At 38.2% G+C, this 20,991-nt stretch carries 18 protein-coding genes; 13 read left to right on the forward strand and 5 right to left on the reverse strand.

All coding sequences use genetic code 11. From position 1 onward, the window contains the following. The first annotated feature begins 203 nt into the window (after nucleotides 1–203). From K6J66_RS08990 to oppF, 5 genes are all read left to right on the forward strand, one after another. Nucleotides 204–1,829, forward strand: coding sequence for an ABC transporter substrate-binding protein (locus K6J66_RS08990; RefSeq protein WP_038440032.1), 1,626 nt, complete (start codon nucleotides 204–206; stop codon nucleotides 1,827–1,829). Nucleotides 1,830–1,909: 80 nt separating this feature from the next. Next, nucleotides 1,910–2,830, forward strand: coding sequence for an oligopeptide ABC transporter permease OppB (gene oppB / locus K6J66_RS08995; protein WP_005661284.1), 921 nt, complete (start codon nucleotides 1,910–1,912; stop codon nucleotides 2,828–2,830). Between the two features lie 9 nt (nucleotides 2,831–2,839). Continuing rightward, complete coding sequence (gene oppC, locus K6J66_RS09000) at nucleotides 2,840–3,775, forward strand: oligopeptide ABC transporter permease OppC (protein ID WP_005661282.1); 936 nt, start codon at nucleotides 2,840–2,842, stop codon at nucleotides 3,773–3,775. Between the two features lie 9 nt (nucleotides 3,776–3,784). Continuing rightward, complete coding sequence (oppD, locus tag K6J66_RS09005) at nucleotides 3,785–4,756, forward strand: ABC transporter ATP-binding protein (protein WP_005662746.1); 972 nt, start codon at nucleotides 3,785–3,787, stop codon at nucleotides 4,754–4,756. Continuing rightward, nucleotides 4,753–5,751 (forward strand): murein tripeptide/oligopeptide ABC transporter ATP binding protein OppF, encoded by a 999-nt coding sequence (gene oppF / locus K6J66_RS09010; RefSeq protein ID WP_005657282.1) that lies wholly within the window; start codon nucleotides 4,753–4,755, stop codon nucleotides 5,749–5,751. The genes oppD and oppF overlap by 4 nt, the downstream gene beginning before the upstream one ends. A 39-nt stretch (nucleotides 5,752–5,790) precedes the next feature. On the opposite strand, the gene K6J66_RS09015 is transcribed toward oppF, so the two are convergent. Then, entirely contained in the window at nucleotides 5,791–6,657 is an 867-nt protein-coding gene (locus K6J66_RS09015; RefSeq protein WP_038440033.1) for a VirK/YbjX family protein, read from the reverse strand. 104 nt (nucleotides 6,658–6,761) lie between these two features. Between K6J66_RS09015 and yihA the strand changes: the two genes are divergently transcribed. Then, the gene (yihA, locus tag K6J66_RS09020; protein ID WP_005632793.1) at nucleotides 6,762–7,379 is read left to right on the forward strand and encodes a ribosome biogenesis GTP-binding protein YihA/YsxC; all 618 of its coding nucleotides are present in this window, start codon (nucleotides 6,762–6,764) and stop codon (nucleotides 7,377–7,379) included. A gap of 114 nt (nucleotides 7,380–7,493) precedes the next feature. Next, nucleotides 7,494–9,023, forward strand: coding sequence for a YifB family Mg chelatase-like AAA ATPase (locus tag K6J66_RS09025; RefSeq protein WP_032824634.1), 1,530 nt, complete (start codon nucleotides 7,494–7,496; stop codon nucleotides 9,021–9,023). Nucleotides 9,024–9,056: 33 nt separating this feature from the next. Here the strand turns inward: K6J66_RS09025 and deoC are convergent, their stop codons facing one another. Continuing rightward, the gene (deoC, locus tag K6J66_RS09030; protein ID WP_038440034.1) at nucleotides 9,057–9,728 is read right to left on the reverse strand and encodes a deoxyribose-phosphate aldolase; all 672 of its coding nucleotides are present in this window, start codon (nucleotides 9,726–9,728) and stop codon (nucleotides 9,057–9,059) included. A gap of 110 nt (nucleotides 9,729–9,838) precedes the next feature. Here deoC and K6J66_RS09035 point away from each other — a divergent pair, with 110 nt between their 5' ends. Both K6J66_RS09035 and rfaD read left to right on the forward strand, forming a co-directional pair. Continuing rightward, nucleotides 9,839–10,342, forward strand: coding sequence for a protein disulfide oxidoreductase (locus K6J66_RS09035; protein WP_005651783.1), 504 nt, complete (start codon nucleotides 9,839–9,841; stop codon nucleotides 10,340–10,342). Nucleotides 10,343–10,394: 52 nt separating this feature from the next. Continuing rightward, nucleotides 10,395–11,321 (forward strand): ADP-glyceromanno-heptose 6-epimerase, encoded by a 927-nt coding sequence (rfaD, locus tag K6J66_RS09040; protein ID WP_038440038.1) that lies wholly within the window; start codon nucleotides 10,395–10,397, stop codon nucleotides 11,319–11,321. 50 nt (nucleotides 11,322–11,371) lie between these two features. Here rfaD and xylB read toward each other — a convergent pair whose 3' ends face one another. Both xylB and xylA read right to left on the reverse strand, forming a co-directional pair. After that, nucleotides 11,372–12,853 carry a xylulokinase gene (gene xylB, locus K6J66_RS09045; RefSeq protein ID WP_038440039.1) on the reverse strand — a complete coding sequence of 494 codons (1,482 nt, stop codon included), beginning with the start codon at nucleotides 12,851–12,853 and terminating at the stop codon, nucleotides 11,372–11,374. 56 nt (nucleotides 12,854–12,909) lie between these two features. Continuing rightward, nucleotides 12,910–14,229, reverse strand: coding sequence for a xylose isomerase (gene xylA, locus K6J66_RS09050; RefSeq protein ID WP_005661807.1), 1,320 nt, complete (start codon nucleotides 14,227–14,229; stop codon nucleotides 12,910–12,912). Between the two features lie 212 nt (nucleotides 14,230–14,441). On the opposite strand from xylA, the gene K6J66_RS09055 reads away from it, so the two are divergent. From K6J66_RS09055 to waaF, 4 genes are all read left to right on the forward strand, one after another. Continuing rightward, a complete protein-coding gene (locus K6J66_RS09055) occupies nucleotides 14,442–15,614 on the forward strand; it encodes a MalY/PatB family protein (protein ID WP_011272389.1) in 1,173 nt (390 codons plus the stop codon). A 1-nt stretch (nucleotide 15,615) separates the two neighbouring features. After that, the gene (gene nhaC, locus K6J66_RS09060; protein ID WP_038440040.1) at nucleotides 15,616–17,022 is read left to right on the forward strand and encodes a Na+/H+ antiporter NhaC; all 1,407 of its coding nucleotides are present in this window, start codon (nucleotides 15,616–15,618) and stop codon (nucleotides 17,020–17,022) included. Nucleotides 17,023–17,132: 110 nt separating this feature from the next. Then, entirely contained in the window at nucleotides 17,133–18,296 is a 1,164-nt protein-coding gene (locus tag K6J66_RS09065; RefSeq protein WP_038440041.1) for a XylR family transcriptional regulator, read from the forward strand. Between the two features lie 75 nt (nucleotides 18,297–18,371). After that, a complete protein-coding gene (waaF, locus tag K6J66_RS09070; protein WP_038440042.1) occupies nucleotides 18,372–19,412 on the forward strand; it encodes a lipopolysaccharide heptosyltransferase II in 1,041 nt (346 codons plus the stop codon). Between the two features lie 108 nt (nucleotides 19,413–19,520). Here waaF and K6J66_RS09075 read toward each other — a convergent pair whose 3' ends face one another. Further along, on the reverse strand, nucleotides 19,521–20,744 hold the full coding sequence (locus K6J66_RS09075; protein WP_038440043.1) for an MFS transporter: 1,224 nt from the start codon (nucleotides 20,742–20,744) through the stop codon (nucleotides 19,521–19,523). Nucleotides 20,745–20,991 lie beyond the last annotated feature (247 nt).

A 20,991-nucleotide genomic window follows, 5' to 3' on the forward strand; every position in this document is an offset into this window, starting at 1 on the left:
CAATAGGAAAAATCAATACATCCTAGATTCCCCCCTCTCATATCATTACTTTTAGCAATTTTTTTAGCGATTTATTAGACACAACTCACAAAACTCAATTTTTCTTCAAATAATTTCCTGACAAATCTTTACAAAAATGAATTTTTGAGCTAATAAGTAGAAGACTTTTTATAAAAATATCGCCTAATGACAAGGAGGCTCAAATGCAACACAAACTACTCTTCTCTGCAATCGCTCTTGCTCTTTCCTATTCTGCGCAAGCAGTTATAGTGCCTGAAGGAACACAATTAGATGAAAAACAGCATATCGTGTTCAATAATGGGGCTGAACCACAAAGTTTTGACCCACACAAAACCGAAGGTGTGCCAGAATCCAACGTTGCTTATCAATTACTTGAAGGCTTAGTCACCTCAGACTCTGAAGGTAAACTTCAACCGGGTGTGGCTGAAAGCTGGGAAAATACACCTGACTTCAAAACCTGGACATTCCATTTACGTAAAGATGCTAAATGGTCAAACGGAGATCCTGTTACTGCACATGATTTCGTGTTTGCGTGGCGTCGTTTAGTGGATCCTGCAACTGCTGCACCTTACGCGAGTTACCTAAGTTATTTACAAGTTGAAAATGCACAAGACATTATTGACGGTAAGAAAAAACCGGCTGAATTAGGCGTGGAAGCAAAAGATGATTACACCTTTGTGGTTCATGCAATCAATCCTGTGCCTTATGCAGTCAGTTTAACGACTCACCAATCCTTATTGCCATTACCACAAAAAGTAGTCGAAAAATTGGGTGATGCATGGGTGAAAAAAGAAAACTACGTGGGTAACGGTGCGTATAAGCTGGCTAACCACATCATTAACGAAAAAATCGAATTTGAACGTAACCCACTTTATTGGAACGATAAAGAAACCGTAATCAATAGCGCGACATTCCTCGCCATTGAAAACCCAAGTACCGATGTAGCGCGTTATCGTGCGGGCGATTTAGACATGACCAGTTATGGTTTACCGCCAGAACAATTCGCTAAATTACAAAAAGAATTGCCAGGCGAAGTATACGTTACTCGTACCCTAGGAACTTATTCTTATGAATTAAACAATAAGAAAGCACCTTTTGATAACGTGAATATTCGTAAAGCCTTGAACTTATCTCTTGATCGTCATGTGATCACCGATAAAGTATTGGGCCAAGGTCAAACACCAACCTATGTGTTTACCCCAACTTACATCGAAGAAGGTCATCTCATTCAACAACCTGCTTATTCAAAAGAACCGATGGCACAACGTAATGAAGAAGCCATTAAACTCTTAGAAGAAGCTGGTTACAGTAAAGCGAATCCGCTGAAATTCAGCATTCTTTATAATACCAATGAAAACCACAAAAAAGTGGCTATTGCTGCAGCATCTATGTGGAAAGCGAACACCAAAGGTTTGATTGATGTGAAATTAGAAAACCAAGAGTGGAAAACTTACATTGATAGCCGTCGTGCAGGTCGTTACGATGTGGCACGCGCAGGATGGAGTGCGGATTACAACCAAGCAACAACATTCGGCAACTATTTCTTATCTAATTCTAGTAACAATACTGCGAAATACGCGAACCCAGAATATGATAAAGCGATGGCAGAATCTTACGCAGCAACTGATGCAGAAGGTCGTGCAAAAGCTTATGCGAAAGCCGAAGAAATTCTTGCAAAAGATTACGGTATCGTACCAATCTTTAACTATGTGAATCCACGCTTAGTGAAACCTTACGTAAAAGGTTATTCAGGCAAAGATCCGCAAGATCACATCTACTTACGAAACCTTTATATTATTAAACATTAATTCGTTGCTCGTATTTAAGTGCGGTTAAAAATCGTCGTGTTTTTTGACCGCACTTTTCGCCCATTTTGGTTGGAGTTGTTATGCTCAAGTTTATTTTTAAACGGCTGTTGGAAGCCTTGCCGACGCTGTTTATTTTGATTACTTTTTCTTTCTTTTTGATGCGTCTCGCCCCTGGCAGCCCCTTCACTTCTGAACGCGCTTATCCGCCAGAAGTCATGGCTAATATCGAAGCGAAGTATCATTTAAATGAACCATTATATAAACAATATTTCCTTTATTTAGAAAATCTTTCCAAAGGAGATTTTGGTCCCTCTTTTAAATATAAAGACCAATCAGTCAATGATTTAATCGCGTCAGCTTTCCCTGTTTCCATAAAATTGGGCATGGTGGCCTTCGCCTTTGCAGTCGTGCTAGGAGTAACAGCAGGTACGCTCGCCGCTCTCAATCAAAATAGCCGTTGGGATTATATTTTGATGAGTTTCTCGATGCTTGGGGTCATTATGCCAAGCTTCGTATTTGCACCTATTTTAGTGCTAATTTTCGCCATTTATCTAGGATGGCTGCCAGCTGGCGGTTGGAACGGCGGTACCGCCATATACATGATCTTACCTGTAGCCTCCTTAACTATCGCTTATGTTGCAGGGATTGCGCGTATCATGCGTGGTTCGATGATTGAAGTGTTACATTCCAACTTTATTCGAACCGCCAAAGCTAAAGGACTTTCCATGTCGAGAATCATTTTAAAACATGCTTTGCGTCCCGCACTTTTACCCGTGATAACCTATTTAGGACCTGCTTTCGTAGGGATTATTACCGGCTCAATGGTCATCGAAAGCGTATTTGGTTTACCTGGCATGGGATTATTATTTGTAAACGGCGCATTGAACCGCGATTACTCTTTAGTTTTGAGCCTCACCATTTTAGTGGGGACATTAACCATTTTATTTAATGCGATTGTGGATATTTTATACGCCATCATCGATCCAAAAATTCGTTATTAAGGATAAGTTATGACAGATTATCGTACTCAGCCGATTAATCAGAAAAATGCGGATTTTGTGGAACAAGTGGCTGACCGTATTGAAGAAATGCAACTGGAAGGCCGCAGCCTATGGCAAGATGCGAAACGCCGTTTTTTCCGCAACAAAGCGGCCGTTGTCAGTCTGATTATTTTGGCGTTTATTATTATATTTATCACCGTAGCGCCTTGGTTCTTCCCATTTACCTATGAAGATACCGATTGGAATATGATGAGCGCCGCACCAACAATGGAAGGCTATCACTTCTTCGGTACCGATGCCTCAGGTCGAGACTTGTTGGTACGTACTGCTATCGGTGGACGTATTTCATTATTGGTCGGTATTGCTGGTGCTTTCATTTCCGTCACTATCGGCACAATTTATGGGGCTATTTCCGGTTATGTAGGCGGTAAAACAGATATGCTGATGATGCGCTTTTTGGAAATTCTTAGCTCATTTCCATTTATGTTTTTCGTGATTTTGTTGGTGACCCTTTTTGGCCAAAACATTTTCTTAATTTTTATCGCTATCGGGGCCATTGCCTGGCTTGGTCTTGCACGTATTGTACGCGGACAAACCCTCAGCCTAAAAAATAAAGAATTCGTCGAAGCCGCCATCGTTTGTGGCGTACCTCGTCGCCAAATCATTTTGAAACACATTATTCCGAATGTATTAGGCTTAGTGGCAGTTTATGCCTCGCTTGAAGTGCCTGGGCTCATTCTATTTGAATCATTCTTAAGCTTCTTAGGATTAGGTACACAAGAGCCGATGAGTAGTTGGGGCGCACTCTTAAGTGATGGTGCTGCACAAATGGAAGTGTCGCCTTGGTTATTAATTTTCCCGGCATTTTTCCTTTGCCTTACCCTATTTTGTTTTAACTTTATCGGTGACGGGTTGCGTGATGCGCTCGATCCGAAAGATAGATAGGAGCGAATAATGAATCCTTTATTAGATGTAAAAAATCTCTACGTTCGCTTCAAAACACCAGATGGCGTCGTCACAGCAGTGAATGATTTAAACTTCACGCTGAATGCAGGAAGTACGCTCGGTATTGTAGGCGAAAGTGGATCAGGCAAGTCACAAACAGCCTTTGCTTTAATGGGTTTATTGGCAGCCAACGGTGAAGTAGAAGGCTCTGCCATTTTTGAAGGGAAAGAATTAGTTAATTTACCGAATGCTGAATTGAATAAAATCCGCGCCGAGCAAATTTCCATGATTTTCCAAGATCCAATGACGTCGCTAAATCCTTACATGAAAATCGGTGAACAACTCATGGAAGTGCTGCAATTGCACAAGGGCTATGATAAACAAACTGCCTTTGCTGAATCCGTGAAAATGTTAGACGCAGTTAAAATGCCAGAAGCTAAAAAACGCATGGGCATGTATCCGCACGAGTTTTCTGGCGGTATGCGTCAACGGGTGATGATTGCGATGGCCTTATTATGCCGTCCCAAACTACTCATTGCAGATGAACCAACAACAGCTTTGGATGTGACCGTTCAAGCACAAATCATGACTTTATTAAATGAACTAAAACGTGAATTTAATACTGCAATTATTATGATCACTCACGATTTAGGTGTGGTAGCAGGTATTTGCGATCAAGTTATGGTGATGTATGCTGGACGAACCATGGAATACGGCACATCGGAACAAATTTTCTATTATCCAACCCATCCCTATTCCATAGGCTTAATGGATGCGATTCCTCGCTTAGACGGCAATGAAGAACACCTGGTAACCATTCCTGGCAATCCACCGAATTTATTACATTTGCCAAAAGGTTGTCCATTCTCACCTCGTTGCCAATTTGCTACCGAACAATGCCAAATTGCGCCAAAACTGACTACATTTAATCACGGTCAATTACGTAATTGTTGGTTACCAGCGGAGAAATTTAACCTATGACAGTCTCAAACAACAAAGAATTACTCCTTGAAGTCAATCACTTAGGCGTCAGTTTTAAAATTAAAAATGATAAATCCCTTTTCTTCGCCAAACCGCAAACCTTAAAAGCGGTGAAGGATGTGTCTTTTAAACTTTACGCAGGTGAAACTCTCGGCGTAGTAGGTGAATCTGGTTGTGGTAAATCCACACTTGCACGCGCTATTATCGGTTTAGTCGAAGCGAGTGAAGGGGAAATCTTGTGGCTTGGTAAACATTTACGAAAACAATCAGCGAAACAATGGAAAGAAACGCGTAAAGATATTCAAATGATTTTCCAAGACCCACTAGCCTCTCTCAATCCGCGAATGAATATTGGCGAAATCATTGCTGAGCCATTAAAGATCTACCAACCGCACTTAAGTGCCGCCGAAGTGAAAGAAAAAGTGCAAGCTATGATGTTGAAAGTTGGGCTTTTACCGAACTTGATTAACCGCTACCCACATGAATTTTCTGGTGGTCAATGTCAGCGTATCGGTATTGCTCGTGCATTAATCATTGAGCCCAAAATGATCATTTGTGATGAGCCCGTTTCAGCGTTAGATGTGTCGATTCAGGCTCAAGTGGTGAATTTATTGAAATCCCTGCAAAAAGAAATGGGGCTTTCCTTAATTTTTATCGCTCATGATTTAGCGGTGGTAAAACATATTTCTGACCGCGTATTAGTGATGTATTTAGGCAATGCAATGGAATTAGGCAGCGATGTGGAAGTATATAACGATACCAAACATCCTTATACCAAAGCCTTAATGTCTGCTGTTCCGATCCCCGATCCAAAATTGGAACGCAATAAATCCATCGAATTACTTGAAGGTGATTTGCCTTCACCAATTAATCCACCGTCTGGTTGCGTATTTCGTACTCGCTGTCTAAAGGCTGATGAGAATTGTGCGAAACAAAAACCACCTTTCACCAGCCAAAACAACAGCCATTTTGTGGCTTGCTTGAAAGTCTTATAAAACAAAAAGTGCGGTTAAAATTCACCGCACTTTTTACTTTTACAATCCTAACTTTTCTTCAATTACCTTAGCCAAATCATCTAGCATCGCATAACGTTTACGATACATGGAACGTTTTTTACTTGGAATATCATCCAGATTTCTATCCATTTCTAAAGGTAATTCCCAGTAATCTTTTAATTCTCCGCCTGATTCGCCAAAAATTGCATCATAGTCCACTGTGTATTGTTTGCTTTGGATGAAGCGAGATTTATTTTGGTATTTTTGTGGAATGCCCAGCAATTTATTGTAGCCTAGTATTTTTGTGAGTGATTTCATGGTTTCAACCATTAAATAGGCAGGGCGCAAACCGTGGCATAATTTGGTTAGTTGCTTCACCATTTCTTTTGAGCCTTCAAAATTTGGCCCTTGTACAACAGCAATAAGCAACGCATCGCCTAATTTGGCAAAAGTAAGCAAATAAACTAATTCATTTCTTGGTTTATGCCATAGCTCCAAGACCCAATATCCTTCCATCGGTTGATGGGTTGTCATGCTTAATGTCATTTCAAAATCAGGAATGACTTCGCCAAAACTTAATGGTTTTTCCCATAACGGCATCGAAAGTGCGGTAAGTTTTTCAGGTAAAAATAAAAGGTTATCACAAACGGCATGAAAACGTTGTGATGCGTTAAAACGCTTATCTAAAAAACGACAAGCAACAGGATAACTATAATCCAAGTGCGTATTAAAAATATCGACGAGAAAAGGATATTGATTGATAAATTGTTCAAAGCGACGAATTGAACCACGATTTAAAAAGCTACGTAAGTTATAACGCCAATGTTTTGGGGCATCAAAACGCCCTGGTCGATATGGATAAATATCCTTAGATTGAGGCCATTGGTAAGTTGTTTTTGTTGTCATCTGGATTGCCATTAATTGATTATAATTTCAGAGAGAATTTTGACATAATTTCAGGAAATTTTCCATTTATGCTATTCTAAACACAATTTTTAAAAGGAATACTTATGTCTGAAATTAAACTTAATTACCACAAAACCCACTTTTTAACGAGCGCACCGAATATTCGTTCCATTCCTGAAGATACGGGCATTGAAATTGCGTTTGCGGGTCGTTCAAATGCAGGAAAATCGACCGCACTTAATGCATTAACCAATCAAAAAAATTTAGCGCGCACCTCAAAAACACCGGGGCGCACGCAATTGATTAACTTATTTGAAGTAGAGCCTAATTGTAAATTGGTAGATTTACCGGGCTATGGCTATGCCGCAGTGCCAGAGCAAATGAAAATCCAATGGCAAAAATCCTTGGGCGAATATTTGCAAAAACGAGAATGTTTGGCGGGATTGGTTGTGTTGATGGATATTCGCCATCCGCTTAAGGATCTTGACCAACAAATGATTGAATGGGCGGTTTCTGCAGATTTACCAGTACTTTTATTGCTAACTAAAGCCGATAAATTGAGCCAAAGTGCACGTAGTAAACAAGTAAAAATGGTGCGTGAAGCAATTCTTCCATTTCAAGGCGATATACAAGTTGAGGCTTTTTCTGCACAAAATAAAATTGGTATTGATAAATTGGCGGCGAAATTAGATTTTTGGTTTTCGCCACTTTTTGCGGAATAAAATATGAATTTTGCGATCTAGATCGCAAAAAAAGCACGGAATGAATGATTTCATTACGTGCTTTTTTTATAGTGCAAAAACTATCTTCATTTTTACCGCACTTTAAGGATTATCATGTCCCTTGCTATTGTTTACAGCCGTGCTTCTATGGGTGTGCAAGCACCGCTAGTCACCATTGAGGTGCATTTAAGCAACGGAAAACCAGGATTTACACTTGTTGGTTTGCCAGAAAAAACCGTGAAAGAGGCACAAGATAGGGTGCGTAGTGCGTTGATGAATGCACAATTTAAATACCCAGCCAAGCGTATCACAGTGAATCTCGCCCCTGCGGATTTACCGAAAGAAGGTGGGCGATTTGATTTGCCTATTGCTATCGGAATTTTAGCTGCATCGGATCAGCTTGATGCAAGCCGTTTAAAGCAATTTGAATTTGTGGCTGAACTTGCGCTGACGGGACAATTGCGTGGCGTACATGGTGTGATTCCCGCTATTCTTGCAGCACAAAAGTCAAAGCGAGAGTTAATTATCGCGAAACAAAATGCTAATGAAGCCTCGCTCGTGTCTGATCAAAATACTTATTTTGCACAAACGCTTTTAGATGTAGTGCAATTTCTCAACGGTCAGGAAAAATTACCACTCGCCACTGAAATTGTGAAAGAAAGTGCGGTAAATTTTTCAGGTAAAAATACGTTAGATTTAACGGATATTATTGGACAACAGCACGCTAAACGAGCATTGACCATTGCCGCAGCAGGGCAGCATAATTTGCTCTTTCTTGGCCCACCGGGTACAGGAAAAACCATGTTAGCCAGCCGTTTGACAGGGCTTTTACCTGAAATGACAGATTTAGAAGCGATAGAAACAGCATCTGTAACGAGTTTAGTTCAAAACGAGTTAAATTTTCATAATTGGAAGCAACGTCCTTTTCGCGCACCACATCATAGTGCATCAATGCCAGCTTTAGTTGGTGGTGGGACGATCCCTAAACCTGGCGAAATATCCTTAGCAACAAATGGGGTGCTGTTTCTTGATGAACTTCCAGAGTTTGAACGAAAAGTGTTAGATGCACTACGTCAGCCTTTAGAAAGTGGTGAGATTATTATTTCTCGTGCTAATGCCAAAATTCAATTTCCGGCTCGTTTTCAATTAGTGGCAGCGATGAATCCAAGCCCTACAGGCCATTATACTGGGACACATAACCGCACTTCACCCCAGCAAATTATGCGTTATTTGAATCGACTTTCAGGGCCATTTTTAGATCGTTTTGATTTATCTATTGAAGTGCCTTTATTGCCACAAGGCAGCTTACAAAATACAGGTGATCGTGGCGAAACCAGCGCGCAAGTTCGTGAAAAAGTGTTAAAAGTGCGTGAGATTCAAATGGAAAGAGCAGGGAAAATTAACGCTTATTTGAACAGTAAAGAGATTGAGCGTGATTGCAAGTTAAATGATAAAGATGCCTTTTTCCTTGAAAAAGCACTGAATAAACTGGGGCTTTCTGTTCGGGCTTATCATCGTATTTTGAAAGTTTCTCGAACCATTGCCGATCTACAAGGAGAACAACAAATTTCTCAACCGCACTTGGCGGAGGCCTTGGGCTATCGAGCAATGGATCGTTTGCTGCAGAAATTGTCGAATATGTAAAAACGCGTGGAAAGAATACCACCCGTGAAAGGATTAGTAAGTGCTTTGAGTGTCTTGAGTACCGCTAATAATTGCAATGCCAGCGCTTGCACCAATGCGAGTCGCACCCGCCTTAATCATTGCAAGTGCAGTTTCAGTATCACGCACACCACCTGATGCTTTAACACCAATATTGCCGACCGTTTGTTTCATCAATGCAACATCTTCTACAGTCGCCCCGCCTTTATTGAAGCCTGTTGATGTTTTTACAAAAGCCACGCCGATTTCTTTACAAATTTCACAGGCTTTCACTATTTCATCTTTAGTGAGCAAACAAGTTTCTAAAATCACTTTTAATGGCGTGCCATTACAAGCATTAAATACCGCTTGAATATCTTGTTTTACTGCATTCCATTTTTGCGATTTTATCCAACCTACATTGATTACCATATCAATTTCATCTGCACCTGCTTTAATGGATTCTTGTGTTTCAAATGCTTTGACTGAGGTTAAATTCGCCCCCAAAGGGAAGCCAACTACGGTGCAAATTTTTACATTTGAGCCAGCAAGTTTTTCTTTAGCGAGTGGAATATAAGCAGAATTGATACATACAGAATAAAATCCGTGTTCAATCGCTTCATTACAGAGTGTCGAAATATCTTGTTCATTTTTTTCTGCGGTAAGTGCGGTGTGATCGATATATTGAGCAAGTTGATTCGGTGTCATGATTTTCCTCCTTTTATTTATGTTTTACCTATTGTAGCAAAAATTCTTTATTTTTGACTATGGTTTTACGCTCAATTACAATCATCTCAACAAGATAAGGAATAAATAAAATGAAGATTAAAAAATTACTCAAGAATGGATTATCCCTCTTTTTAACATTTATTGTGATAACTAGCATACTGGATTTTGTTCGTCGCCCTGTAGTGCCAGAGGAAATAAATAAAATCACGTTACAAGATCTTCAAGGGAATACGTTCTCTCTTGAAAGTCTTGATCAAAACAAACCCACATTACTTTATTTTTGGGGAACTTGGTGTGGTTATTGTCGTTATACTTCGCCAGCAATTAATTCTTTAGCAAACGAAGGCTATCAAGTTGTATCGGTGGCATTACGTTCAGGCAATGAGGCGGACGTAAATGATTATTTAAGTAAGCATGACTACCACTTCACTACGGTTAATGATCCTAAAGGGGAATTTGCAGAACGATGGCAAATTAATGTGACGCCCACAATTGTGCTGTTGAGTAAAGGCAAAATGGATCTTGTTACGACCGGCCTAACGAGTTATTGGGGATTAAAAGTGCGGTTGTTTTTCGCAGAGTTTTTTGGCTAAGCAGTAGAAAATCTATTACAATACGCAGACTTATTTTAAAGAGGACAGAATTATGATTATCGTAACAGGCGGCGCTGGTTTTATTGGCAGCAATATTGTCAAAGCATTGAATGATTTAGGGAGCAAAGATATTTTAGTGGTCGATAACTTAAAAGATGGCACGAAATTTGCCAATTTAGTTGATTTAGACATTGCAGATTATTGCGATAAAGAAGATTTCATTGCTTCTATTATTGCGGGCGACGAATTTGGCGATATTGATGCGGTATTCCACGAGGGGGCATGTTCTGCGACTACGGAATGGGATGGCAAATACATTATGCACAATAACTATGAATATTCTAAAGAGTTGTTGCACTATTGCCTTGACCGCGAAATTCCTTTTTTCTATGCCTCAAGTGCAGCAACTTATGGAGACACCAAAGTATTCCGTGAAGAACGTGAATTTGAAGGCCCATTAAATGTTTATGGCTATTCTAAATTCTTGTTCGATCAATATGTACGCAACATTTTGCCAGAAGCAAAATCGCCAGTATGTGGTTTCCGTTATTTCAATGTTTACGGGCCGCGTGAAAATCATAAAGGTTCTATGGCGAGTGTGGCATTCCACTTGAATAACCAAATCTTAAAAGGCGAAAATCCAAAATTATTTGCAGGCAGCGAAGGATTCCGCCGTGATTTTGTTTATGTGGGCGATGTGGCTGCAGTGAATATTTGGTGTTGGCAAAATGGTATTTCGGGTATTTACAACCTTGGTACAGGAAATGCAGAAAGTTTCCGTGCGGTGGCTGATGCGGTAGTGAAATTCCACGGAAAAGGCGAGATTGAAACCATTCCATTCCCAGAGCATTTGAAATCTCGTTATCAAGAATATACTCAAGCAGATTTAACTAAACTTCGCTCAACAGGCTACGATAAACCATTCAAAACAGTCGCGGAAGGCGTGGCTGAATATATGGCGTGGTTGAATAGAAAATAAATTATTAATGGAGTAAATCCCCTATAGCTTATCGGTATAGGGGATTTTATTTAATATAATTGTGATAAATGTGTTAAATAACGCTCATAAGCACTTTGATAATTTTTCACCTGTGATAAGTTGGGATAAGCTTTTGAGTTTTCATCTAAGTGAATGAAGGTTTCGCATAAAAATTCCAGTTCTCCTTCTCCATTTGCCCACATAGTTTGAATTGCTCCTCCTAATGCAGCAGCTTCTTCTTCCTGCAAACATACCACTTCAGAATTCATCACATCAGCAATCATTTGCCGCCAAAATGAGCTTTTTGCGCCACCTCCAATTAGGCGAATTTGTGAGGTTTTGAGGCCAGCTTGACGAAATAAATCTAAGCCATAGCGAAGCGTAAAAGTAGCACTTTCCATCATTGCTCGACAAAGATTTTCTCGTGTGAAATTACTTGAATCTAATCCTAAAATGCTCGCTTTTGTATTGGGTAAAGGTGGAACTCTTTCACCATTAAAGAATGGCAAAATAGTAATGCCATTCGCGCCAATAGGTGCTTGTTGAGCAAGTTGATTTAATTCTTCAATATCAATATTGAGCAAATTCATTAGCTGTTTATTTGAGGAGGTTATATTCATTACACAAACCAGTGGTAACCAGCCATTATTACTTGAACAAAAATTTGCGATCATTGGTGGTAAATTAAGTAATGGCTTTTGCGTATAAGCATACAAGGTACCAGAAGTACCGAGACTCATCGTAGCAATCCCTTCTCGAATATTTCCTGTACCAATTGCTCCCATCATATTATCGCCTCCACCTGTGGAGACGATGACATTATCATTAAAACCAAATAAAGTCGCAATTTCAGGTTTAATCACACCGATTTTTTGTTCGGCAGAAAGTAATTTTGGTAACACTTCATCCATATTTAATTCTGGCGCAAGATATTTGAAGACTTCTCTTTTCCATTCTCTTTTCACAACATCGAAATAACCACTACCGGAAGCATCACCAAATTCAGTGCAGAATTTTCCTGTTAGCCAATAATTTAGATAATCGTGTGGCAGCATAATTTTGCGAATATTGGCAAATTTATCAGGATAATTTTGACGAAACCAACTCAGTTTTGAAGCCGTGTAACCAGTTTGACAAATGATGCCTAATTTTTCAAATACGGCTGTTTGTCCGCCTAATTTTTCGATCAATATATCATTTTCCGTAGCGGTTTCTGTATCACACCAAAGCTTAGCCCTATATAGAGGACGATCGTTTTTATCTAACATTACCAGTCCATGTTGTTGTCCTGAAATGCCTATTCCCTTCACTAAATTAGGTGAAAAGTGCGGTGAATTTTTTGCTTGTTTCAATGCAATTTGTAATGCTTGTTGTAATGCCTCAATCCACCAATTTGGTTGTTGTTCACGTCTTCCATTGGATTGTGTAATTAATTCATGTTTTGCGTAACCAACTCCAATCACTTTTTTTTGGACAGAATCAAGCACTATCGCCTTTGTTCCTTGTGTGCCACAATCAATTCCTATATACATAATGTCTCCTAAAATAAAAAAGTGCGGTGGAATACAACCGCACTTTTGCTTCATTTTTAGCTATAAATAACTTGGTTTACCAAATTTTCCAAATATTCTTGCTGACCTGAAACTGGTTTTGGCGCTAAATCTTTTTGTTGGACTAGTTGCGCAAGTGTTTCAAGTGAAGTTTTACCTTGCAAAATATGCTGACCAAGTTCACTATTCCAACCTGCATAGCGTTCATTAACAATTTTTTGTAAGGTTTCCTCTTGTAACATTTTTGCTGCACGTTTTAAGGATAATGCCAATACATCAATTGCACCGATATGAGCGTAAAATAAATCATAAGGATCAATACTTTGTCGGCGAATTTTCGCATCAAAATTAAAACCTCCAGTAGTAAAACCACCATGTTTTAAAATTTCATACATAACTAACGTGTTTTCTTCAACACTATTTGGGAATTGGTCGGTATCCCAGCCTAATTGTGGATCGCCACGATTAGCATCAATTGAGCCAAAAATATCTAATGCACAAGCTGTTGCAATTTCATGTTGAAAGGTATGGCCAGCAAGCGTCGCGTGGTTAGCTTCAATATTAACTTTAATTTCTTTTTCTAAACCAAATTGTTTTAGGAAACCATACACTGTTGCCACATCATAATCATATTGATGTTTAGTTGGTTCTTGCGGTTTTGGCTCAATTAATAATGTACCTTTAAACCCAATTTTATGCTTATGTTCTACCACCATTTGCATAAAACGACCAATTTGTTCACGTTCACGTTTCAAATCGGTATTCAATAAAGTTTCATATCCCTCACGTCCACCCCATAATACGTAATTTTCTCCACCTAAACGTTGAGTGGCATTCATCGCATTAAACACTTGTGTTGCAGCCCAAGCAAAAACCTCAGGATTAGGATTGGTTGCTGCACCAGACATATAACGAGGATTAGTAAAACAATTTGCAGTTCCCCATAAGAGTTTTACACCCGTTTCTTCTTGTTTGCGTTCTAAAATATCAACAATATGATGAAAATTTTGTACATATTCCCGCACTGAATTACCTTCAGGTGCAATATCAACATCATGAAAACAATAATAAGGCACGCCTAACTTATTCAAAAACTCAAAAGCAATATCGGCTTTTTGTTCTGCGCCAGCAAGCAAATTTGAATTTTTCTGCCAACTTCGCTCCAAAGAACCTAGCCCAAACATATCATTCCCATTCCAGCAAAAGGTATGCCAATAACACACCGCTAAGCGTAAATGTTCAGCCATAGTTTTACCTAAAATTACTTGATTAGCATCATAATGTTTGAAAGCAAAAGGATTTGTGGATTTTTCTCCCTCAAAGGAGATTTTTTCAATTTTATCGAAATAGGTTGTCATAACATTTTCCTCTCTAGGTGATGAAATTTTTCGTATTTTTGTGAAAAACTAGCTTTTCATCAATTATGTTATTTAATTTTTCTATGTTGATTATTTGCAACTGTGGAGTGGATCACAGTTGTGAAAAAACGTAATAGATAAAGTAGTTTTAGTAATTTTAATTCTTTTCTTCTTTGACTAAAGTAAATTTGCCTTATACATCAGGAGGAATAATGAATAATTTTTATAATTTTGATGTGATTATTGATCGTCTAAATACATTTAGTGCTAAATGGAATGTAGATAATGATATTATTCCAATGTCTGTTGCGGATATGGATATTCCAGCCCCTCAGATAATGATAGATGAATTAGAAAAATTTAATCGTTTAGGAATTTATGGTTATACTGAATTACCAGCCGACTATTACAAGATAATCAGTGATTATATTTTCGAACAATATCATTATTCTGTTCTCTCTGAAAAAATTGTATTTTGCCCAAGAATAATCCAAGCCGTATCTATTTATATACGAGCATTTACAAAAGAAAATGATGGAATATGTATTCTATCACCTTCATATAGTCCAATATTAAACACGATAAAATTAAATGACAGAAAATTATATCAATGTCCTTTGGTTTATGAAAATAGAAAGTATCATATTGATTTTCATTTATTAGAGGAATGTTTTAAACATTCTAAAGTATTTGTTTTAATTTCTCCTCATAATCCAACTGGAACGATTTGGAATAAAGAAGTCCTTATTAAAATTATAAACTTAGCTAAAAAACATAATGTATTTATCATTTCCGATGATGTCCACGCAGACTTTACACTAACAAATGACTCCCACTATTTAATATCATCATTAGATGAATGGGTAGCAAATCACTCAATGATCTGTTTATCCCCAGCAAAAACTTTTAATATTCCTGGATTGGAAATAGCTAACCTAATTATTGAGAATAAAGAAATTCGAGAAAAATTTATAAAAGAAATGATGGCATTAGGTATACATAATCCAAATTATTTCTCTATACCAGCTATTATTTCGTTATATAAATATTGTACTGATTGGGTAATCTATCTAAAAGAATACATAAAGAATAATAAGAAGATAGTAAAAGAATTTTTCAATGAGTATATTCCATTATTAGATATTACTGAAAGTGATGGAACTTATTTACTTTGGATAAACTATAAAAAGCTAAGTATAAATGAAAATGAATTAGCTTATTGGATTAATAATTTATCAAGAGTAAAAGTATCTTTGGGGAGTGAATTTGGCAAAGAGGGAGATGGTTTCTTTCGTATGAATGTCGCTATGCCTAGAAAAAAATTATTAGAAGCATTGAATCGAATCAAAAATGGGTTTTGTTTATTAAACAATAGGGAGATTTAATATGAAAACCACTCATCGCACAAGAATGCCAACAACATTAGAAGCTTTTTCACCAATCATTGTGATGCTATTACTGTTAGGGCTTGGGTATGCTTTATTTGATTTGCCAGCAGAGCCATTAATGATTATTTCAACGGTATTTGCTGGTTTTTTAGTTATTAAATTAGGTCATTGCTATTTAGATATTTTAGACGCCATTTCAGAAAAAATAGCTAAAACAATGCCTGCGCTATTAATTTTAATTACTGTAGGATTATTAATTGGAACTTGGATTAGTGGAGGAACAATTCCTATGATGATCTACTACGGACTAAAAGCGATATCACCAGAATATCTTTATGTGACCGCCTTATTCCTTACTGCTATTGTTTCCATTTGTACTGGAACCTCTTGGGGGTCAGCAGGGACTGTCGGCGTGGCATTTATGGGAGTTGCGATTGGATTAGACGCCAATTTGGCTGCTACGGCAGGTGCTGTGGTCGCTGGTGCGTATTTTGGAGATAAATTATCGCCATTATCTGATACAACCAATATTGCATCCGCAGCTGCTGGCGTAGATTTATATGAGCATATCACTCACTTACTTTATACAACATTACCATCTTTTATTCTTTCGGCTACTGTCTATGTGGTATATGGTTTAAACTACGATTTTTCTAATGTGGCGACTCCAGAAAAAGTAAATACAATGATTCATGAGTTAGAGCAAGTTTATCATTTTAACTTTCTATTACTTATTCCAGTCGCTATTGTATTATGGGGATCTATTACTAAGAAACCGACTATTCCAGTGATGTTATTATCAGCATTTATCGCAATTATTAATGCTATCTTAATTCAAAAATTCTCTCTATCTGATGTGATTAATAGCGCAGTTAATGGATTTGATACCTCAATGATTCACCATACTTCAGTTAGCTCTGATTTAAGTCGTTTGTTGAATCGTGGTGGAATGAACTCAATGATGGGAACACTATTAATTTGTTTCTGTGCATTGTCATTTGCAGGTGTATTACAATTGAGCGGTGCATTAACCGTGATTATTCAAAAATTACTCACCTTTGTTCATTCAACTCTTTCTTTGATTATTACAACGATTCTTTGCGGTCTAACAATGATTGGGGTTACTTGTAATGGGCAAATTTCTATTCTAATTCCAGGAGAAATGCTTAAAGATGCGTATGTAGAAAAAGGATTACATCCAAAAAATCTAAGTCGAACAGCAGAAGACTCCGCAACAATTATTGAACCTATTTTGCCATGGACTGCCGCAGGTGCATATATGGCAGGCACATTAGGTGTTGCAACATTGTCTTATTTACCTTGGGCAATTTTATGTTGGAGCGGTATTATCTTTGCTATTATTTATGGTGCAAGTGGAATAGGTATTGCGAAGCTAAAAAAATAAATGTGGTATTGATATAAAAATGGCCAGTTATTCTGGCTATTTTTATCTTGAAGCTAAATATCTTTTCTATTATAACTTAAATAGCAATTTCCCATAGATAAGGATATAAAATGACGGAACAATACTACAAAATTGCCCTCTTATTTAATGCAAACAAAGTATATGATCGGCAGGTGGTGGAGGGTATTGGACAATATATTCAGGCATCGCAATGTATGTGGGATATTTTTGTAGAAGATGAATTTATCTATCATACTGATACCATTAATCAACTTTCTATTGATGGCATTATTGCAGACTTTGATGATCCAAAAACTGTTGAATTATTGCAACACACTCTTATTCCTACTATAGCAGTTGGTGGATCTTATAAACAAGCTGATTTTTATCCGCACTTTCCTTATATAGCAACAGATAATATGGCATTGGTTGAAATGGCTTTATCTCATTTACAGGAGAAAGGACTGTCACAGTTTGCATTTTATGGTTTGCAAGTAAATACTCATAAGCATTGGTCTATAGAACGAAGAGATGCTTTTGTAGAGTTGATGGAGAAAAATCATTACCCTATTTACCTATATGAGGGTGTGCAGGTTCATGCTCAAAATTGGTTGGAAGAGCAACAAAAGCTAATTGTCTGGTTAAAATCTCTTCCTTCTCATACTGGTATTATTGCAGTTACGGATGCGCGTGCTCGTCATTTATTGCAGGCTTGTGAGTACAGTAAAATTGCTGTACCTGAAGAGCTTTGTGTGGTTGGTATTGATAATGAAGAATTGATCCAATATTTATCGCGTATGTCCCTTTCCTCCGTAGAACAAGGCACGAGAGAGATTGGTTATCAAGCTGCGAAATTATTACACAAATTACTCAATGGTCAAAAAGTTTCACATACCCCTATTTTAATTCCACCGATTACCGTTCACTCTCGAAATTCTACAGATTATCGATCATTAACAGATCCGCTTGTCATTCAAGCAATGCATTATATTCGTCATCGTGCCTGTCATCGAATTAAAGTAGAACAAGTTTTAGATCATCTTGAAACCTCACGTTCTAATCTTGAACAACGTTTTAAGAATGAAATGAATAAAACAATTCACCAAGTCATCCACGAAGAAAAAATTTCCCGAGCAAAGAATTTATTACAACAAACAGATATTTCTATTCAAGAAATTGCTGAGATTTGCGGCTATCCATCAATTCAATATTTTTACTCTGTTTTTAAGAAAGAATTTGAAATGACTCCTAAAGAGTTTCGACTAAATTGTTAAAGGAGCATATTTTTATTCAACTCTGTGTCATAATAACAAGTATTTTTGACCGCACTTTTATCTGAAAGACAGAAAATGAATATTCTAATTATTGGCCCATCTTGGGTTGGCGATATGATGATGTCGCACAGTTTGTACCAGCAACTGAAAATTCAATATCCAAACTGCAATATTGATGTGATGGCACCGAATTGGTGTAAGCCTTTGCTTGCGCGAATGCCAGAGGTGCGTAAGGCGATTGAAATGCCATTAGGGCACGGATCCTTTGAATTGGGAACGCGTTATCGTTTAGGAAAGTCTTTGCGTGAACAATATGATATGGCGATTGTTTTGCCTAATTCATTGAAATCTGCGTTTATTCCTTTCTTCGCAAAAATTGCTCATCGTCGCGGTTGGAAAGGCGAAAGCCGTTATATTTTATTGAATGATTTACGAGCCAATAAAAAAGATTATCCAATGATGGTGCAGCGTTATGTTGCATTGGCTTTTGAAAAAGATGCTATACCAAAAGCTGATGATATTCCTATCTTGAAACCCTATTTGACGGTTGAGCCAGCGCAACAAGCTGAAACCTTAAAAAAATTTGAAAAACAAACCGCACTTTTAGGCGGACGTCCAATTATTGGTTTTTGTCCTGGTGCGGAATTTGGCCCGGCAAAACGTTGGCCACATTATCATTATGCAAAATTAGCAGAAATGTTAATTACCCAAGGCTATGCTGTGGCGCTATTTGGTTCTGCTAAAGATGAACCAGTAGGCGAAGAAATTCGTCAAGCACTACCTGAAGAGTTGCGTAAGTTTTGTGTCAATTTAGCAGGAAAAACCAACTTGAATGAAGCGGTGGATTTAATTGCAAATTGTACGGCGGTCGTGACCAATGACAGTGGTTTAATGCATATTGCGGCAGCAGTCAATCGTCCATTGATTGCACTTTATGGCCCAACGAGTCCGCAATATACGCCGCCGCTTTCGGATAAGGCAACGATTATTCGTTTAATTGAAGGCGGATTAATTAAAGTCCGTAAAGGCGACAAAGAGGGCGGTTATCATCAAAGTTTGATTGATATTACGCCAGAAATGGCATTAGAAAAACTGAAGGAACTATTGGCAAAATAATGAAAATTTGCTTAGTGAAAAGAAAACTTATAAAGATATTACTTATAAGATGACTTGTTTCATAAAAAATGCTCGCACTTGGCGAGCATTTTTATCTTTTATATTTTCTTAGTCTAAGGCTTTACCTTTTAATTCAGGGATTAAGAAAATTGTCGCTAACATATCAATTACGTAGATAATCGCAAGTAGAGCGATGGCCGTTTGGAAAGAGTAAGCAAGTACAACTGCGCCCACAACTACAGGTCCAAATCCCCCTACGGCACGACCAATATTGAAAAGTACGTTTTGTGCCGTTGCTCGAGCTTCTGTTGGGTAGGCTTCCGCCATCAATGCACCGTAACCGCCCAGCATTCCGTTCACAAACATACCTAAAAATGCCCCAGCAAGAAGCATGATGTCAGGATCGGTAAGTTGTGAGTAAACCACAATACTTATCACTGCGCCTAATTGGAAAAGTAAGAAACTTGGTTTGCGTCCGATGCGGTCGGCGAGTTGTCCGAAAATCCAAATGCCAACCATCATGCCGCAGACGGTAACGGCGGTCCAAAGCCCAGATTTAGTTAAACTGAATCCAAGTTGTTTTGATAAGAAATTAGGTAACCAAATCATAATGCCGTAATAACCGAAGTTTTGTACGGAGGTGAGTACGACGATACCAAGACTAATTTTGCTCGTGGCTTTGTCTTTAATCAGAAGCTGAAATGAACGTAATTTATCAGTAAAGCAGGATTGCGTTGAAAGTGCGGTTTGTTTTTGAGTGAAAATTTCAGGTTCGTGCAGATGAGAACGTAAGAACCAAGCGACAAATGCAGGGAAGATACCCACTAAGAACATTCCACGCCAGCCAATATGCGGGAGCAATAATGGTGTAAGCAACGCAGCACCTAACACACCAACTTGCCAACCCAATGCAACATAAGATGCTGCTTTAGCTCTGTGGCGTGCGGGCCATGCTTCCGCTGCTAGAGCCATCCCAATTCCAAATTCACCGCCTAAGCCAATGCCAGCAATTGTGCGATAAATCAGTAAATCCCAATAACCTTGTGCAATCGCACACAACCCAGTAAATACCGCAAAAAGAAGAATAGTCCAAGTCAGTACGCGTACACGACCGTATTTATCGCTTAATGCACCAAATAAAATGCCGCCAAATACGGCACCACTCAGAGTCCAAGTTACGAGAGAGCCACCTTGGGCGGGTGTTAGATTTAAGTCTGCGGAAATTGCACTAAGCATGAAACCTAAAATGAGAAGATCGAAACCGTCCATTGCATAGCCGACGGCAGAGCCAATTAAGGCTTTCCAGCCATAACTGTTTACTTTGTTTGTCATGATGTGTCCTTTTGTTACTCGCGGGTAACATTTAAAGTGAAAAGAAAGGTGATTAAAAATCGGTGGATAGTTTACTGCATTAATAAAAAAATTCAATGAACAGAATATGAAAAGAAGAAAAAATTGATTTTGAATAAGAAGGAAAGGATAAAATAAGGGGATTAAACAATCTGATGTCATTCAGATTGAACTACTCTAGTCTTAATAAAAGTGCGGTAAAAATTCACCGCACTTTATTCTTTTTTGT

This window comes from Haemophilus influenzae, assembly GCF_019703545.1.
Lineage (GTDB): Bacteria > Pseudomonadota > Gammaproteobacteria > Enterobacterales > Pasteurellaceae > Haemophilus > Haemophilus influenzae_E.

Excerpts from the sequence above, each read along its gene's own strand:
- deoC (WP_038440034.1), bottom strand. The coding sequence starts at position 9,728 with ATGACACCGAATCAACTTGCTCAATATATCGATCACACCGCACTTACC.
- oppD (WP_005662746.1), top strand. The coding sequence starts at position 3,785 with ATGAATCCTTTATTAGATGTAAAAAATCTCTACGTTCGCTTCAAAACA.
- oppB (WP_005661284.1), top strand. The coding sequence starts at position 1,910 with ATGCTCAAGTTTATTTTTAAACGGCTGTTGGAAGCCTTGCCGACGCTG.
- xylA (WP_005661807.1), bottom strand. The coding sequence starts at position 14,229 with ATGACAACCTATTTCGATAAAATTGAAAAAATCTCCTTTGAGGGAGAA.
- K6J66_RS09015 (WP_038440033.1), bottom strand. The coding sequence starts at position 6,657 with ATGACAACAAAAACAACTTACCAATGGCCTCAATCTAAGGATATTTAT.
- oppF (WP_005657282.1), top strand. The coding sequence starts at position 4,753 with ATGACAGTCTCAAACAACAAAGAATTACTCCTTGAAGTCAATCACTTA.
- K6J66_RS09025 (WP_032824634.1), top strand. The coding sequence starts at position 7,494 with ATGTCCCTTGCTATTGTTTACAGCCGTGCTTCTATGGGTGTGCAAGCA.
- waaF (WP_038440042.1), top strand. The coding sequence starts at position 18,372 with ATGAATATTCTAATTATTGGCCCATCTTGGGTTGGCGATATGATGATG.
- rfaD (WP_038440038.1), top strand. The coding sequence starts at position 10,395 with ATGATTATCGTAACAGGCGGCGCTGGTTTTATTGGCAGCAATATTGTC.
- K6J66_RS09035 (WP_005651783.1), top strand. The coding sequence starts at position 9,839 with ATGAAGATTAAAAAATTACTCAAGAATGGATTATCCCTCTTTTTAACA.
- nhaC (WP_038440040.1), top strand. The coding sequence starts at position 15,616 with ATGAAAACCACTCATCGCACAAGAATGCCAACAACATTAGAAGCTTTT.
- K6J66_RS09065 (WP_038440041.1), top strand. The coding sequence starts at position 17,133 with ATGACGGAACAATACTACAAAATTGCCCTCTTATTTAATGCAAACAAA.
- oppC (WP_005661282.1), top strand. The coding sequence starts at position 2,840 with ATGACAGATTATCGTACTCAGCCGATTAATCAGAAAAATGCGGATTTT.
- K6J66_RS09075 (WP_038440043.1), bottom strand. The coding sequence starts at position 20,744 with ATGACAAACAAAGTAAACAGTTATGGCTGGAAAGCCTTAATTGGCTCT.
- yihA (WP_005632793.1), top strand. The coding sequence starts at position 6,762 with ATGTCTGAAATTAAACTTAATTACCACAAAACCCACTTTTTAACGAGC.
- xylB (WP_038440039.1), bottom strand. The coding sequence starts at position 12,853 with ATGTATATAGGAATTGATTGTGGCACACAAGGAACAAAGGCGATAGTG.
- K6J66_RS08990 (WP_038440032.1), top strand. The coding sequence starts at position 204 with ATGCAACACAAACTACTCTTCTCTGCAATCGCTCTTGCTCTTTCCTAT.
- K6J66_RS09055 (WP_011272389.1), top strand. The coding sequence starts at position 14,442 with ATGAATAATTTTTATAATTTTGATGTGATTATTGATCGTCTAAATACA.